Here is a 17,407-nt window from a genome sequence, read left to right on the forward strand (position 1 = left end):
TGACCGGGCGGCCGGCACCTTACTGCAAGCCGCCGACAATCGCCACTTTCTGTTCTACCACCTGATCCAGCGGATCCCTCACTGCACGCCCGTCCTGGCGACGGGCCACTTCCTGCACTTCGGCGCGCGCGACCATATCGGCCAGGCTGATGCCATTCAGGAAACCATGTATCTGATGGCTGAGATCTGTCCACAGGTAGTGCGTCAGGCACTGCTCGCCGGCGGAGCAGTCACTGTTGCCACCACAGCTGGTGGCATCTACGGATTCGTTAACTGCATCGATAATTTCCGCCACGCAAATCTCGGCGGTCGTGCGGGCCAGTCGGTAACCGCCGCCGGGACCGCGCACACTGGACACCAGCCCGGATTGGCGCAGGCGGGAAAACAGCTGTTCCAGATAGGACAGGGAGATATCCTGGCGCTTTGATATATCCGCCAGACTGATCGGGCCGCGTTCGGCGTGCAATGCCAGGTCCAGCATGGCTGTGACCGCATACCGCCCTTTGGTTGTCAAACGCATACTCTCTCCTGGCTCTTTCCTGGAAAGTCCCCCACCCGTCGCTCCGGTTTGCGGGCCCTTTAGCCCGAACCAGCACTGCTGAATCGGGGCGCGAGTATGGAATAACCGACTAGTTCAGTCAAGTATATAGCCGAGTGCAGTACTCGGGTATTTGGCGCCGAGTTAGACCCTTTAGTTATCGACCGCTCAGCGCCGGCTATATGCCAGCACCGGTCAGTCGGGCCGCCCCTTGCCGCCAGAGCGATGGATATGGTTCTGGATCGCGGTCAACATGCCGCGCAGGATACCCAGCTCCATATCGTCCGGACGCACGCGACTGAACAGTCTCCGCAAGCGAGTCATGGTCTGACGGGGATTGTCGGGATCGATAAAACCGAGCTCTCCGAGAGCCAGCTGCAGGTGGTCGTAGTAGAGTTCCATATCCCCCGCTTTGGCCGGTGGGCGGTCCCAGTCCGAGTAGCTCAGCGCCTCTCCTTTATCCGCCTCCAGCGCGGCCATACGCGCCTCGTACACCAACACCTGTACCGCAGTCGCAAGGTTGAGGGAACTGTATTCCGGGTTGGCGGGAATATGCACATGGAAGTTACACGCCTGCAGCTCTTCATTGGTCAGCCCGCGGTCCTCGCGCCCGAACACCAGTGCCACCGGGTGCGACTTTGCTTCCACCACAGCGCGCTCGCCACATTCCCGCGGGGTCAGCAGCGGCCAGGGAATACGGCGCTCGCGGGCACTGGTTGCGACCACCAGGCCACAGTCCGCCACCGCCTCCTCAAGGGTTTCCACAACCACCGCGCTGTCGAGCAGCTCGGCGGCGCCGGCGGCGCGCCACACCGCATTCGCGGCCGGGAACTCCCGCGGCTGCACCAGATATAACTGGCTCAGCCCCATATTCTTGAGGGCGCGGGCAGCGCCACCGATGTTGCCCGGGTGGGCGCTGTTCACCAGCACCACTCGGATATTGTCCAGCGCGGCCAACGCGCTCGGGGACGCCGATTTGGATGCGGTTTCGGAAGGAGAAGTCGCCATATGATTTACCCGGTCGGAGTGACTACAAGGAGTGGCTACACTAGGGCCTGTTACAAAACGGGCGCGGAGTGTAGCAAAATTGCACAGGAATCCATACAATCGCGCCGCCGGCTCGCCCGGCACTGCTTTTTACCAACCACAACTGATCGCGGAATTCCTATGGAACCCATGCTGAATATTGCCCTGCGCGCGGCGCGCAAGGCTGGTGAACTGATCGAGCGCGCCTGGGAGCGCGGCGACCTGATGAAATTTGAAGAAAAAGGCCGCAACGATTTCGTGACGGAAGTGGATAAGGCCAGCGAGCAGGAAATCATCTATCACCTGCGCAAGGCTTACCCCAAGCACAGCATCCTCGCCGAGGAAAGCGGTATTCAGGAGGGCGCCGAGCCCGAATACGAGTGGATCATTGACCCGCTGGACGGCACCACCAACTTCATCCACGGCATGCCCCACTTCGCGATCTCCATCGCCTGCCGCTACCGCGGCCAGATCGAGCACGCCGTGGTTCTCGACCCCATCAAACGCGAAGAGTTTACCGCCAGCCGCGGCCGCGGTGCGGCGCTCAATGGACGCCGCATCCGCGTATCCAGCCGTCAGGGACTGAAAGGCGCACTCATCGGCACCGGCATCCCGTTCAACGGCGAACCTCTGGAAAATATCGACGCCTACCTGGCGGTGATGAAGGAAGTTGCCGGCCAGACTGCGGGTATCCGCCGTCCGGGCGCCGCTGCACTGGACCTGGCCTATGTGGCTGCGGGCCGCTTTGACGGCTTCTGGGAAATGTACCTGAATACCTGGGATATCGCCGCGGGCTCCCTGCTGGTCAAGGAAGCCGGCGGCCTGATCAGCGACTTCCGCGGTGGTAACGAATACCTGGAGTCCGGCAACCTGGTTTGCGCGACGCCCAAGACTTTCAAGCCGCTACTGCAAATTGTGGGCAAACACCTGGGCAAGATTCGCCAGTAATCTTACCCTCCTGCCCCTCTTTCTTACTTGCGGGCAGATACTGAACCGGCGCCGCGCGCCGGTTCAGGCTTCCAGCTCCGTGGCTGCCAACTCCACGATTTCTTCCGCAACCTCGTTGTCGCCCACCTGCGCTGACGGCTGTGATACAGCTGCCCCCGCCTTTTTGCGCCCGGAAACCGCGCTCGCCAGGACTTCGTCCAGCGGCAGCGGGTGACCGATGTGGTAACCCTGCACGAGGTCGACGCCGATATTCCGCAACCGCTCTGCGGTCGCGGCATCCTCTACAAATTCCGCGATGGTGCGAGCATTGAGGCGATGGGCCACCTGATTGATGGACTCCACAATCATCAGGTCGACAAAGTTGGACTCCACCTGCCGCACGAAGCTGCCATCGATCTTGATGTAATCGATCGAAAACGCTTTGAGATAGTTAAACGAGCTGAGGCCGTTACCAAAATCATCCAGCGCGACCTTACAGCCCATTTCCCGCAGCGCGGTGACAAACTGGCTAGCGCTCTCCATTTCATTGATCATCGCGGTTTCGGTAATTTCAATCCCCAGACGGCGGGCCGGCAGCGCGGATTCTGACAGTAGCGAGATCAGCTTTTGCTGGAATGCGCCGTCGCCAATAGCCTCGGCCGAGAGATTCATGGCAAAGCTCAGGCCGCTGTGCATGGCTGCCTGCACTTTATTGTGCAGGAATTCGTGCATCACCCAGTGGTCAATCTGCAACATCAATCCATAGCGCTCGGCGGCGGGAATAAACGCGCCGGGCGCAATCAGTGAGCCGTCCGCATCCACCATACGCACCAGCAACTCATAGTGACTGATGACCGATGGCGACACCGCGCTGGCGATAGGCTGGGCAAAAAGCTGCAGGCGATTTTCGTCCAGCGCCTCGCGAATACGCGAAGCCATATGGATTTCCCGGTGCTGGTCGGCGGCAGCACTACTGTCCGCCTCGTAAACCACCACCATTCCACGCCCGGCATGCTTGGCTGAATAGCAGGCCACGTCCGCCTGGCTCATCAGGTCCGCTACGTGATTGTTGTCGCGGCGCACCTCGGTCACCCCCACACTGGCGCCCACATCGAACACCCGCCCCGCCCAGGGAAAGCGCAACGCAATGATTTTCCGCACCAGCTGCTCGCAGCGCACTCGCGCCTGCTCCTTGTTGCAGTCACGCAACAGGATGCCAAACTCGTCGCCACCAAGGCGCGCCACGCTGTCACTTTCCCGCAACTGCCCCTTGAGAAAGCGGGCCACATTACGCAATAGCGCATCACCGGCCTGGTGCCCGGCGCTGTCATTGATCACCTTGAAGCGATCCAGATCCATATACGCCAGGACATGAACGGTTTCGTTGTTGCGCACCGATGCCACTGCTTCCAGCAGATCGCGCTTGAAGGCCTCGCGATTGGGGAGGTGGGTCAGGTCATCGTGGTGGGCCTTGTAACGCAGCTGGCGAATCAGTTGTCGGGTTTCGGTCACATCCTGGAATACCAGCACCGCGCCGAGCAGTTGACCACTGCCGGTGCGCAGTGGAGAAGCAGAACATTTGATGTCATAGCTGCGCCCGGTACGGTTATGTAGAACCGTCCCCTCCGAGGAAAACACGGGGGTCATGTTTTTCAGGCTTTCGGTAATCGGGCAGGTCACCTGCACCCCTTCCCTGGCATTGGAAATCTGGATTACCGTGCGAATATTTTGCCCCTGCACTTCAGCCAGCCTCCAGCCGGTCAACTGCTCAGCCACAGGGTTCATAAAGGTAATACGCTGCTGGCTATCGGTTGCGATAACCGCGTCGGCAATCGCATTGAGGGTGACCTGCAGATGCTCTTTCTCCTCCTCGAGAAAACGCGCCATCTGCTTGTTCTCGGTGATATCCCGCAAAATACCGATCAATCGCAAGGGCCTGCCGTCGTCGCCAGACTCCATCACCCGCGCAAGTTCATGGATCCAGCGGGTATCACCAGCATCAGTGCGCACCCGGTACTGGCAATCAATATCCCGCGCCTCGCCATTGAAATGGGCCAGTTGTGCCCGCAGCAGAAGTTCGCGATCGTCAATATGCACCCGCGACAGCCAGTCCTGACGACTGCCAAGTTCCGCAGAGTCGATACCCACACCGCTCTGCAACCATTCCGAATAGAAGGTTTTTCCACTCACCAGGTCCCAGTCGTAAACCACCTGTCCGGTTACCGTCAGAGAAAATTTCCAGCGCTCTTCAGCCTTGGCAAGCTGCACCTCGCTGCGCTTGCGCCAGTCGATGTCCTCCACCTGCACCACCGCGTACAGGGGTTCATTCCTCGCACCTCTAGCCAGGCTGCAGGACCAGTGTCCCCAGACTTGTGCGCCGTTTTTACGCAAGAAACGCCACTCTGCGTCCTGCACATATCCCAGCTCAAAATCAAACAGCAGGCGATCCCGCCCCAGACCGAGGGGTTCCTGGTGCGCACTACCGCCCTCGATACAGATAACCTCGCGGATATTCATTCCGCGCAACTCCACCTCGGAGTAACCGATAAAGCGGCAAAAACTCGGGTTCGTCTGGATTATCCGGTTGTCCAGCGAAACCAGTAACATCCCGATACGGGATGACTCCATGGCTGTGCGGAAACTACTCTCGACCTCAACGATCCGCTGGCTGCGCTTGCGCTCGACACTCGAGGCAACCGCCATCACATATGCGGGTACCACACCCGCATACAGCGGCATGAAATCCAACGGGCTGTGAATCAAATTCAGCTCCGCGGGTAACCAGTGGCTGCCATTGATAAACACCACCAGCATCGCAAGCACTGCGGTAAATATCAGAAGCAACGCCTGCGCCAGCTCAAGCCTCGATGCCGCCCAGATTAACGGCAGGGCAATAAATACAAAGGGATAGGGGAAAACCTGTAGCACCAGGAAAATACTGGCGAGAGACAGTAACAATGCCGACATTAAACGTATCAGCGGGCGAAACGAAAATATTCTTTTCGCACTCTCGACATTGACCAGATGAAGAAATGGCAGGAATACGCTGATACCGATGGTGTCAGCCAGATACCAGAACAGAAATACATCGCCAAACGGCAAACCGCGAAACATCGCCGCGATAGTCGCCCCTACGCCCGCCCCCACCAGGGTAGACAGGAACGCGCCGAAGAAAAGAAATCTCAACCAGCGCCAGGTGCTGCCAAAAAAATCTCCATCCGCGCAGAAAAAACGCAGTAGTCCTGCAGCGACCAGTGCTTCCGCCGTACCCGCCGCCGAATACATCAGTGCGACATGCACAGGCAGGCCACTGGACCAGGATGCGGCAGCGGCGCCGATATAGGCTCCGGCAAGCAGCAACGGCCAGGATTTGTACGGATAACGGTACAGGACCGCGATGGCCAGTGCATCCGCGAGCCAGATCGCAGCGATTCCACCCTCGACGGAAAGAAAGTTCTTGCACAGAAATGCCAGGCAAAACGTGCCGATCACAAGCAATAGTACGGCGGGCACAGAACTGGCCTGTGCGCGGCCTTGCATGCTCGCGGTCTCGGGCGTGTTACTGCCGCTGGATAAATGAGAGAACATCAACCATAACGTCCTTTTGGTTGCGTTTATTCTTTGCCACCATCGATGGTAGCTATTGTTATATTCCTATCAATTTATTCCGGTGCAGCACGATTATGCGCTGCAATCCCACCGGCCACCGATTTAAGGCTCAGGCAATCGCGCAAGCCCTCGGCAAGCATGGCCAGGTCATAGCTCGTGGGCAGGCACACGTGAGCAAAGTCACAACGCCGATCCACAATCGCCATTAACGGCATATGTGCCGTTGCCTTATCTCCGCACAGGATTTCAGAAAAATCCCGCAGCGAAACACCGGGTAACTCTGCATCAAATACGATGATATCCGGCGCACCGGTACGCGCAGTGAAAATACCTTTCATTGCGTCGTCGACGACCTGTACCTCAACCTGTTGCACGGCGGCCAACACCGCTTTCAGGCGGCTCGCAGAAGCAGTTCTGCTCGTCACGTACAACAGTTTACAAGGCGGCAATGAACGCGTGTAATCAGGACGTGCAGCCATTTGCAGCACTTCGTCCGGGGCATCGTGCATCATGAACTCCACCCAGAATACCGAGCCCTGCCCCTCTTCACTATCAAAACCTATCCTGCCACCCATGGCCTCAGTCAGCTGCTTGGCTATCGCGAGCCCCACACCGGTTCCCTCGATTTTCCCCTGCTCGGCCCCAAGACGATTAAACGGCTCAAACACTCTGGATTGCATAGCACTGGCAATGCCGCTACCAGTATCCAGCACACTCAGGCGCAGCCAACCTTCCGCCTGCGGCGCAAAGGTGATTACAACCCGTCCGTTTTCGCGGTTGTACTTGATTGCATTGCCCATCAGATTGAGTACCACCTGCTTGAAACGGGTGGGATCCGCAAGCACATGGGCGCGCTCCCAGCCGAGAGGCTCAAAGGTCAGGCTTACCTTGCGGGTTTCCGCGAGCGGCTCGAGCAACTGACGGCAGTCCGCTACCAGTGTGGCCGGCTGCACCCGCTCAATAGATGGCGCCAGACGCTGGCTGTCGATGCGCGCCAGATCCAGCACATCACCCGCCAGATGCAGCAGGTGCTGCCCGGCCTTGCGGATCTCTGCCAGACGTCGGCGCTGATCCGGGTTGAGACTCTGATCCAGCTCCACCAGCTGGCTGTAGCCGAGAATGGCATTGAGCGGGGTACGCAATTCGTGACTAAGACTGGAAATCAAGTCGGCCCGGTCGACACTCTCCCGCTTCAAGCGTCGCAATTCCTGTTCCAGCTTTAGCTGTTTCTTCTTGCTCGCAGTAATATCCTGCAGCGTGCCCAGTACACGTACCGGTTCACCACCACTACTGCGCTGTACATTGCCACGGCAACGCACCCATACAGTACCACCCTCCCGATGCTTCAGGCGGAACTCAACATCCAGGGGTAATTGCTCGCGAACGTTGTCTTCCAGCGCCTGTTTCACGTCGGGGTAATCGTCAGCGACCATATGGGTCTTCCAGCGCGCAAGTGCAGCCCGTGCACCGCTATCACTCTGCCCACGGGTATAGCCCAGCATGCGCCAGCAAGTCGCATCGAGCACGACTTCGTCGGCGCGCAAGTCCCACTCCCATAGTCCGTCACCGACCATATCCAGTGCGTGGTGGAAGCGCTCGCCGGAAAAATAAGAAAAAGACTTGGAGGAGAAGGATTCGCTGTAGTCGGTACATCCACCCAGGAAAAACCGCTCGCCCCCGGGCGCGGTGAGCGCACGCGCCCACAGACGCAACCACAGAGGTTGGCCATCGCGGGCAAAGGCACGAATACTGGTATCCACAAAGGTGCCCTGCTCACACAGACGGGAGCGCAGCGCAATCAGGCCATCGCGATCATCGGAGTGCACCAGCGAGAGATCACCACTCCATACACCACACAGCGCTGATTCCGGATCCCGGTGCAGTCGCTGCCAAAGGTTGCCGGTTGCACGCTGGACGCCGGTAGACGGATGCCATTCCCAAACACCGCGATTGGTACTCAATAGAAGGCTGTGCAGATACTGCACTTGGGTCAGCGCCTGCGTCGGCTGCAGACCCTCGAGCTCGTCTGGCGTAGCGAGATTCAGGCCGCCTTCTTTTTTGTTGGGGGGATATGCGTTCGACACCATCTTGCCGTCAGGACCGCAGGCCAGTACCGGCCATTGACCTCTAGTTTTCCAGAGTAATCTACAGCTAGTGAATCACTTATCGGCGGATAAAAAAAGGCCCCGCAATGCGGGGCCCAAAATAGCGATGATGAGAGAAAACGGGAAATCACGCATTATTACGATTTGCCATAACCCGTGATGGATTCCCGGAGCGCAGGCCAATTGGCCTACACAATAGATATAGCAAGCGCTGTGCCAACTTTTTAAAAAATGCCAAAAATACGCTTTCACCGCCTTTTTTGAACAAAAATCGATCGGCAATGTCCCAGCTTAGCGAGAGGGGTTGTGCTATACCCCATGGCATTACCGAAAAATGACAGCGCTTGACCCAACAATGAACGCAAAATTCCTTTTTCGCACCACAACTGTGCGCCGTACCATTCAAACGGTGATAAACTGACTATTCGTCCTCAAAATACGCATTGCGGTCCTCTCCGGCACGTGTTCGTTCGGTCCATCTGCGGTAGCATCTGCCTTATGCTCCGGGCTCTATTTGCCCGGCCGCACTGCCCCCACGGGCGGAATTATCTGAAGACTCTGACAAGGTTGTATATATGAATGCTGCTCCCGAAGCCCCGCGCATCTGGCTGACGACGATTCTGTTCGCCAGTACAGCGCTGGCGGCACTGATCCTGGTTCCGCTGTACGGCGTACTTGTGGGCTACCACTGGTACCAGTGGCTGGCATTTGCGGTACTGGGCGCTTTCTGTGGCTTCTCCATCACTGCTGGATACCACCGCCTGTGGTCACACCGCACTTATGAGGCCCACTGGTCTCTGCGCCTGTTTTATGCGCTGTTTGGCGCCGCCTCGCTACAGAACAGTGCACTGATCTGGTGTTCCGGTCACCGCCGTCACCATCGCCACTGTGACGATAATGATCACGACCCCTATTCCGCCAAGCGCGGTTTCTGGTTTTCCCACATCGGCTGGATGCTGCGAGACTACCCCAGTGGCCAGGTCGACTTCGACAACGCCAAGGACCTGCAGCGGGACAAGATTGTAATGTGGCAGCACAACCACTATGTGCCGATCACCGTGGCGATGAATGTGGGCGTGCCCCTGGTACTCGGCCTGCTTACCGGCGATGTACTCGGTATGCTTCTGCTGGCAGGTGTACTGCGTATAGTGGTCAACCACCACACCACCTTCTTCATCAATTCTCTTGCCCATATCTGGGGCCGCCGCCCTTATACGGATGAAAACACCGCACGGGACAATGATCTGTTGGCATTTTTCACCTTTGGTGAGGGATATCACAACTATCACCATATTTTCCAGACCGATTACCGCAACGGCATCCGCTGGTATCATTGGGATCCCACCAAGTGGTTGATCAAAACCGCCAGCTGGCTTGGGCTGGCCCGAAACCTGAAAACAGTCCCGGCAATGCGTATCCAGCGGGCCATGCTGACCATGCAATTCAAGCGTGCGGAGCAGCAGCTCGAGCACTCAAAACACAAAGAGAGCTGGAAGCAGTTGCTAGAGCGCGAAGCCCAGGACTTCTCGGCCGCGCTTTCCGAGTGGAAAGAACTCCAGCAGAAGCGCTATGTGAATGCCCGCGAACAGCTGGTGAGCAAATGGGAAAATGCCACCATCCGCACCCGGGTGAAAGAACTGGAATACAGCCTCAAGATGCAGCGCAAGCGCCTGCAGATCATGATGGAACAATTCCACCTGGCGCCGGCTACGGCCTGACGCCAGACACAGACAAGGCGGCCCCCAGAGGCCGCTTTTTTTATGCCCGGGATTCGACGACGGCCGCCGGATATACCGGACGAGGACTTGAACGCCCGCGGATATGCACTATAAACATAAGAGAAAGAGGCCACTTCCCCCACCAACGGCCCCATTGGGAAAACTATAATTACACCAACCACCGAGAAGGCGCAGAGATGAAGACGTTCAAACAGGCCCACGAAGTTCTCAAAAACGCCCAGAAATTCCACCTGGATATGGCCGGGGTGTATCAGCAACTGCTGGATGGCGCCCAGGATAACCGCACTCGATTGCTGCTGAAGCACCTGCACGAGCACGAGTTGCGTATGGCCAACAACCTCAAGAACTACGGTGCCGTCGCACAGCAGAAAGCCATGCAGACGTGGCTGCAATACACCAACGAGGAGACGGCTGGCGACCTGGTAAAAAACCTGTATCTGAGCGACAAGCCAAGTATTGAAGAGATAAACCAGCTGGGACAGGAGGTGGATCGCTATTTTTCCGACCTGTATCACTCCGTCTACGGTTCGATCGAGTCAGCGGAGGTGAAAGAGGTGTTTGAGAACCTCAAGCAGATCCAGGATAAGGAACGCATCACGCTGTCCATGGCCACCAACTCGCTGTGGGATATGTAGGCCCACTCACCCCCAATTCGCCCTGTATACGCCCAGAACATATACGCTGTGCCGCATAGCGGCGCCCTTGGCTCATGCCCCCTTGGATGTGACAAAACCCGCGTATAGCCGCGAAACTGGCGTAAAAACCTCCCGAATCTAGAAATTCCTGTGGCCCGGTGTTGCTTACGAAAGTCCTCGTTGCTATTTTTGACAGCGATGTCATTTCGTGGCGCCGAGGTACTAGCGTCGAATTCCTATAAAAATAATCTGCCGCAAGGTGAACATTATATGATCAGCAACAAGCTCCGCTTCGGTCTGGTGACCGCAGCAATGCTATCCGCAGGCCACGGCTACGCCGCCGTAGACTGCACCTCCCTGCCCCTGTGGGAAATGGGCCCCTCTTATTCCACCGGTGCCCAGGTTCAGCACAACGACAATGCCTACGAGGCAAAGTGGTGGACCCAAAATCAGGATCCGGAACAGTACTCCGGCCAGTATCAGGAGTGGAAACTGCTTGGCGCCTGTAACGACGGCGAGGTTCCACTACTACCACCCGAGGGCTCAATCACAGCCCCCACCGCAGGCATTACCGCAAGCGAAAATGACAGCGTTGTCTTCAGCGTTTCCGCCTCTGATCCTGACGGCCAGGTGACCCTGGTGGAATTTTTTGTCGACGGATCCCTGGTTGGTTCCGATAGTGCGGCGCCCTGGGAGGTAACCTGGACTGCCGTTGCCGGCGAACCCACCCTCACCGCTCGCATTGTGGACAACGACAATCTGTCCACAACCACTGCACCGGTATCCATTAGTGTGGAAGAAGACGTCATCATTGGCCCGGTCCCTCCCAGCGTGACATTGACCGCTCCGGCGAACGGTTCCAGCCATACCACTGGTGACAGCCTGACCATTTCCGCGAACGCCACCGACAGCGATGGCAGCATCAGCAAGGTAGAATTTTTTGTCGATGGCAGCCTGATCGCCACCGACACCAGCGCACCTTATAGCACCCAATGGACCGCGGTCCTTGGTAGTCACACCGTTTCAGCGGTAGCCACGGATAACGATGATCTGAGCGACAGTGCCGAAGCCACCATCACCGTAGAAGATGAGCAGATCGTAGTCGGCGATTATCCCTGTCGCCCGGATGGCCTCTACACCACCCCGGGCACCGCCCCCAACTACTGCGACATCTACGACGCGGAAGGCCGCGAGGATATGGGCGCAGACCATCCGCGCCGCATCATCGGCTACTTCACCAGCTGGCGAAATGGCGCCAACGGGCAGCCCAGCTACCTGGTAAAAGACATCCCCTGGGGCAAGATCACCCACATTAACTACGCCTTCGCCCACGTGGGCAGCGATTACTCCGTCTCCGTCGGCAATACCGACAACCCGGACAACCCGGCAACCGGTATGGAATGGCCCGGCATCGCTGGTGCGGAAACCGATCCGGACTACCCCTACAAAGGCCATTTCAATCAGCTGTCCAAGTTCAAGGAACAGTACCCGGAAGTGAAGACTCTGGTTTCCGTGGGTGGCTGGGCCGAGACAGGCGGCCACTTTAACGATAATGGAGATCGCGTGGCCGATGGTGGCTTCTACACCATGACCACCAATGCGGACGGCAGCATCAATCACCAGGGTATCGAGGCATTCGCCAACTCCTCCGTCGAGTTCATTCGCCAGTATGGCTTCGACGGTGTGGATATCGATTACGAGTACCCCACTTCCATGAACGACGCCGGCAACCCTATGGATTTCGGTATCGCCAACCCGCTGCGCGGCTCGCTGATGGATTCCTACGTGGAACTGATGCGGGTACTGCGGGAAAAACTGGACCAGGCAGGTGAGCAGGACGGCACGCACTATATGCTGACCATCGCCTCCCCGTCCTCCGGCTACCTGCTGCGCGGCATGGAAACCATGCAGATCACCCAGTACCTGGATTACGTCAACATCATGACCTACGACCTGCATGGGGCGTGGAATGAATACGTTGGCCACAACTCTGCGCTGTTCGACAACGGCAATGATCCCGAACTGGCTGCGGCGAGTGTGTACAGTACTTCCCAGTACGGTGGTATCGGCTACCTCAATATCGACTGGGCGGTGAAGTACTTCCGCGGCTCCATGCCCGCGGGACGTATCAATGTGGGCATCCCCTACTACACCCGCGGCTGGCAGGGTGTTAGCGGTGGTACCAACGGCCTCGGCGGCTCGGCCCCACTTCCCTCTCAGTCCGAGTGCCCTGAGGGAACCGGCGGCGCTGCCGACTGCGGCAACGGTGCCATCGGTATCGACAATATGTGGCACGACAAGGACAGCAATGGCAACGAGATGGGTGCCGGCTCCAACCCCATGTGGCACGCCATGAACCTGGAGAACGGTATTCTCGGCAGCTATGTGACCGATTACGGCCTGGACCCGGTCAACGATCCGGACGACGCCCTGACCGGCACTTATGTGCGCAACTATGACAGTGTTTCCGAGGCCCCGTGGCTGTGGAATGCGGACAAGAGCGTGTTCATCTCCACCGAAGACGCCGAGTCCATGGACGCCAAGGTGCAGTACGTGATTGACCAGGGTGTAGGCGGCATCATGTTCTGGGAGCTAGCCGGTGACTACAGCTGGGATGCGGCCAAGGGCGAGTACTACATGGGCGACACCCTCACCACCGTCGCCTATGACAAGTTTGCCAACGCCTCCAAATATCGTCACCTGCGCACCGATCGCGCAGTACCGCAAGAAGCCCTGGATATCGGCATTGAAGTCACCGAGTTCAAACTCGGCGACCAGAATTACCCGCTGAATCCGAAGCTGTACATCACCAACAACACCGGTGGCACTCTGCCCGGTGGCACCGTGTTCGAGTTCGACATGCCGACATCCACTTCCAACATCATCACCGACCAGAGCGGTGCCGGCCTGGAAGTGATCGAGGACGGAGCCAATGCCGGTGGCGGCAACGTGGGTGGCCTGGAAAATGAATTCCACCGCGTGCGCTTCAGCCTTCCCGCCTGGCAAGACCTGGCGGACGGTGAAAGCTGGGATATGACTCTGAACTACTACCTGCCGGTATCTGGTCCTCAGGCCTATACCGCAACGGTCAACGGCACCACCTATGCGCTGGCATTCGAGTATCCGGATCTTCCGGTAGCCGAGCTGAGCACCGGTGGCGGCAGCTCCTCTGGTGGCAGTTCCTCCGGTGGTGGCGGCGAAACCTGTGCCGACGCAGGTGTCAGCACCAGTGGCCTGGTGACTTACCCGGAATGGCCGCGCAGTAACCACGCTGCCGGGGGTGATCGGATCATCCACGACGGCAGTGTGTTCGAGGCCAAGTGGTGGACCCAGTCGGTACCGGGCACCGCTGACGGCAGCTGGGCTTTCGTCTGCTCGATTTAAGATATTCAGGAAAGGATCTCAACGGCCGGCAACGCAGTGCCGGCCAATCTCACAGGATGGAAGTTGGTAGCAAGATAAGTGGTAAATACAGCTCTCTCTCTGCGTTGTGACTAATAGGAAACTCCTGTACAGGAAATGCTCCTATATTCGCCCCGGCTCCGGCCGGGGCTTTTTTCGTTTCTGGACACCGTGATTTCATTGCGGCAGGTGCCCTATCATGGTGCTCACAGAAAGATTGGTTTCTTTTTTTAATTGATTAGCAGTAACAATCATGGCCAACAAAAAACAAAGACTCGCTTCGGTAGACGCCCTGCGCGGCTTCGATATGTTCTGGATCATCGGTGGTGAGGCACTGTTCCTCCCATTATTTGCGCTTACCGGCTGGTCCATTTTTCAGTTCGGGCACGGGCAGATGCAGCATACCCAGTGGCACGGGTTCAGCTTCTACGACCTGATCTTCCCGCTGTTTATTTTCCTCTCCGGGGTAACCCTGGGATTGGCCAACAAGTCTCTGCGTGGATTGCCGTTGAGCCAGCGGGCTCCGGTTTATCGGAAATCGGTGAAGCGCCTGTTCCTGCTGATACTGCTGGGGGTCGTTTACAATCACGGCTGGGGCACGGGCATTCCTGCAGATCTGGGTGAAATCCGCTACGCCAGTGTACTGGCGCGCATTGGCTTCGCCTGGTTTTTCGCGGCGATGATTGTGTGGCACTTTGGCTTGGGCACCCAGTGCGCCATTGCCGCCGCCATTCTGATCGGCTACTGCCTGCTGCAAATGACGGTCGGTACCTTGACCCCGGACGGATCGGTCAATGCGTGGGTGGACCAGCACTTCCTGCCCGGTATCACTTACCAGAACCGCGCCTACGATCCGGAGGGTGTACTCTCGACGATTCCCGCTATCATCAATGCGCTGTTTGGTGTTTTTGCCGGTCGCTGGTTGGCACGATATGCGGGGGACCACGGGGCTATCCTGAAAGGGCTTTTCAGCAGTGCCGCGATCTGTCTGCTGGCAGGTTTTTTATGGCACTGGGTTTACCCGGTGAACAAGGAGCTGTGGACTAGTTCCTTTGTCTTGATCACCTCTGGTTGCTGTCTGTTACTGCTGGGGATTTTCTATCTGGTGGTCGATATGTGGCACTGGAAAACCTTCACTTATTTTTTCGCGGTGATCGGCTGCAATGCCATTCTGGTGTATATCGGTACCAGCCTGGTGAACTGGCAATACAGCAGTAAAAGTCTGTTTGGGGGAGTTGCTTCAGCCCTGCCAGACGCGGCGGGCACGCTATTGATCGCCTGCGGAGTGATTTTGCTGCAGTGGCTGGTGCTGAGATTTCTGTACAAGCGCGGGATTTTTATCAGTCCTTGATCACGCTTTGTGGCACCAGTTAGAAGGTGCGGTGGCGGCAGAGCACCGGGTATCCATTTTCGAAACCGCTGTAAATACGTCCCTGTACGCTGCGTCGGCGACATCCCTGTCGCCGACGCTTTCGAAAATGGATACCCGGCACTCTACCTTCAAATGAAATAGTGCGCGTTGCTCTAGCAATTGGGAATAACTTACGCAGTGATGTGATTTGAAGTGAAAGGGAAGAACTGGGTGCGGGTTTGCAGGAGCGTCGCAAACAGGACGTTTGCGCCGCAGCGCCCAGGGATGGGTTAACCGCGGTCCTGAAAACCCGCACCCAGTGCTTCCCTGCCAGCAAACTAGCTATAGAACTTGGCAGGGCTGGAATTAACTTAAGCGAGCTTGTAACGCCGTTACGATCGGCTGATTGGCATCCGGGAAGCGATACTCCGAGAGCTCCGCGACCGAGACCCAAGCCAATTCCTGTCCCTCAACTCCACGCTCTATACCCTCAAATTCGGTAATGCACCAGGTATCCAGAAATACCTGCTTGTCTCCGTAATCGTGACGGACTTCGATTAACGGCTCCATCGCCTTCACATCGATATCGAGCTCTTCCTTCAGTTCCCGGGCCATGGCCTGCTGAATGGATTCATCCTCTTCGACCTTGCCGCCGGGAAACTCCCAGCGCCCGCCCATATGCAAATGCTCAGGGCGCTTGGCCAGGAGAATACGACCATCAGCGCCCAGGATTACACCTACCGCCACATGAATATGCTTGATCCCGGAGCCGCCCATCAGGTGCGGTACTCTGCATTGATGGTCACGTACTCGTGCGAGAAGTCACAAGTCCAGATATGCTCGCAGGCATCACCCCGCTGTAAATCCACGGTAATGGTAAATTCTGGCTTGTCGAATACTGCCTGCCCCGCTTCCTCCGTATAAGTATCCGCGCGACCACCCGCATCCACGATCTGTACATCATCGAGATAAATGGAGATTTTGCCGGTATCCAGATTCTCCAGCCCCGCGTTACCGATGGCCATTACCAGCCGGCCCCAGTTGGGATCTGAAGCGTAAAGTGCGGTTTTAACCAGTGGTGACTCGCCAATCTCAAATGCGGTACGCAGGGCCTCGGCGGAATTGCCCGCGTTGTTGACCTGCACTGTGACAAACTTGGTCGCACCCTCACCATCTTTCACGATGGCCTGAGCAAGCTCGATATGTACCTCGACGATCGCCGCCTTCAACTGCGCATAGGCCTCGCTGTTAGCGTCTCCGATGACCTCACCGGTAACGCCACTGGCGATCAGCACGCAAGCATCGTTGGTCGAAGTATCCCCATCCACACTGATGCGGTTGAAGGACGCAGCCACTGCCTCTTTCACCAGGTTATCCAGCATCGGCTGGGGGATTGCCGCATCGGTCGCCACATACGCCAGCATGGTGGCCATATTCGGCTGGATCATACCCGCGCCCTTGGCGATGCCGGCAACGGTGAGGGTTTCGCCGGCAATCTCGACGGTTCTGCTCGCAGTTTTCGGGCGAGTATCGGTGGTCATGATGGCCTGCGCCGCAGCCTGCCAGGCATCAAACTGCAACTGGGCAGCGGCAGTGGGGATCGCATCCAGAATTTTCTGCACCGGCAGGTGCTCACCGATCACGCCGGTGCTGAACGGCAGAACCTGAGATGGCTGAATACCCAGGGCCTCTGCCACGCCTTCACAGCAGCGATTGGCATCCGCCACACCGCGCTCACCGGTGGCCGCATTGGCATTACCCGCATTGATTAACAGCGCGCGTATATTGCCACCGGCAATGTGCTTGCGCGCCACCAGTACCGGCGCTGCACAGAATGCATTCTGGGTGAAGGTCGCGGAGACATTGGCACCTTCGGCTACTTCGATTAACAGCAGATCGTCGCGTTGCCAGTTTTTTATCTTCGCCGGCACTGCAGAAAGACGGACACCGGGAATTTGCGGCAGGGACTGCGCCATGTTCTTCACCTTGCTGGGATCATTCGAATGATTGAAAGGAACGGAATTATATAAACGGCAGGCGTAAAACAAAAAGGCCCGCAATCTATGCGGGCCTTT

General features: G+C 57.5%; 11 protein-coding genes. 5 read left to right on the plus strand and 6 right to left on the minus strand.

All coding sequences use genetic code 11. The annotated features are described in order from the left end of the window. Window positions 1-19 precede the first annotated feature (19 nt). Both iscR and trmJ read right to left on the minus strand, forming a co-directional pair. The gene (gene iscR, locus HUW35_RS00945) at window positions 20-520 is read right to left on the minus strand and encodes a Fe-S cluster assembly transcriptional regulator IscR (RefSeq protein ID WP_181253865.1); all 501 of its coding nucleotides are present in this window, start codon (window positions 518-520) and stop codon (window positions 20-22) included. A gap of 213 nt (window positions 521-733) precedes the next feature. Beyond that, window positions 734-1,546, minus strand: a complete 813-nt coding sequence (trmJ, locus tag HUW35_RS00950) for a tRNA (cytosine(32)/uridine(32)-2'-O)-methyltransferase TrmJ (protein ID WP_255463404.1) — start codon at window positions 1,544-1,546, stop codon at window positions 734-736. Window positions 1,547-1,705: 159 nt separating this feature from the next. Between trmJ and HUW35_RS00955 the strand changes: the two genes are divergently transcribed. Then, a complete protein-coding gene (locus tag HUW35_RS00955; protein WP_078084202.1) occupies window positions 1,706-2,512 on the plus strand; it encodes an inositol monophosphatase family protein in 807 nt (268 codons plus the stop codon). A gap of 63 nt (window positions 2,513-2,575) precedes the next feature. On the opposite strand, the gene HUW35_RS00960 is transcribed toward HUW35_RS00955, so the two are convergent. Continuing rightward, entirely contained in the window at window positions 2,576-6,079 is a 3,504-nt protein-coding gene (locus HUW35_RS00960; protein WP_181253866.1) for an EAL domain-containing protein, read from the minus strand. A 74-nt stretch (window positions 6,080-6,153) separates the two neighbouring features. After that, entirely contained in the window at window positions 6,154-8,184 is a 2,031-nt protein-coding gene (locus HUW35_RS00965) for an ATP-binding protein (RefSeq protein ID WP_255463405.1), read from the minus strand. 596 nt (window positions 8,185-8,780) lie between these two features. Between HUW35_RS00965 and HUW35_RS00970 the strand changes: the two genes are divergently transcribed. The 4 genes from HUW35_RS00970 to nagX all read left to right on the plus strand — a co-directional run bounded on the left by HUW35_RS00970 (window position 8,781) and on the right by nagX (window position 15,332). Further along, a complete protein-coding gene (locus HUW35_RS00970; RefSeq protein WP_181253867.1) occupies window positions 8,781-9,923 on the plus strand; it encodes a fatty acid desaturase in 1,143 nt (380 codons plus the stop codon). Between the two features lie 197 nt (window positions 9,924-10,120). Continuing rightward, complete coding sequence (locus tag HUW35_RS00975) at window positions 10,121-10,579, plus strand: hypothetical protein (protein ID WP_181253868.1); 459 nt, start codon at window positions 10,121-10,123, stop codon at window positions 10,577-10,579. Window positions 10,580-10,849: 270 nt separating this feature from the next. Continuing rightward, entirely contained in the window at window positions 10,850-13,963 is a 3,114-nt protein-coding gene (locus HUW35_RS00980) for a glycosyl hydrolase family 18 protein (RefSeq protein ID WP_181253869.1), read from the plus strand. A 271-nt stretch (window positions 13,964-14,234) separates the two neighbouring features. Continuing rightward, entirely contained in the window at window positions 14,235-15,332 is a 1,098-nt protein-coding gene (gene nagX / locus HUW35_RS00985; RefSeq protein ID WP_181253870.1) for a transmembrane glucosamine N-acetyltransferase NagX, read from the plus strand. Between the two features lie 366 nt (window positions 15,333-15,698). Here the strand turns inward: nagX and mutT are convergent, their stop codons facing one another. After that, window positions 15,699-16,109: an 8-oxo-dGTP diphosphatase MutT gene (gene mutT, locus HUW35_RS00990; RefSeq protein ID WP_181253871.1), complete on the minus strand. Its 411-nt coding sequence runs from the start codon at window positions 16,107-16,109 to the stop codon at window positions 15,699-15,701. Beyond that, window positions 16,109-17,308, minus strand: coding sequence for a bifunctional glutamate N-acetyltransferase/amino-acid acetyltransferase ArgJ (argJ, locus tag HUW35_RS00995; RefSeq protein WP_181253872.1), 1,200 nt, complete (start codon window positions 17,306-17,308; stop codon window positions 16,109-16,111). The genes mutT and argJ overlap by 1 nt, the downstream gene beginning before the upstream one ends. Window positions 17,309-17,407: the final 99 nt, after the last annotated feature.

The organism is Microbulbifer sp. YPW1 (genome assembly GCF_013367775.1).
Classification (GTDB): Bacteria; Pseudomonadota; Gammaproteobacteria; order Pseudomonadales; family Cellvibrionaceae; genus Microbulbifer.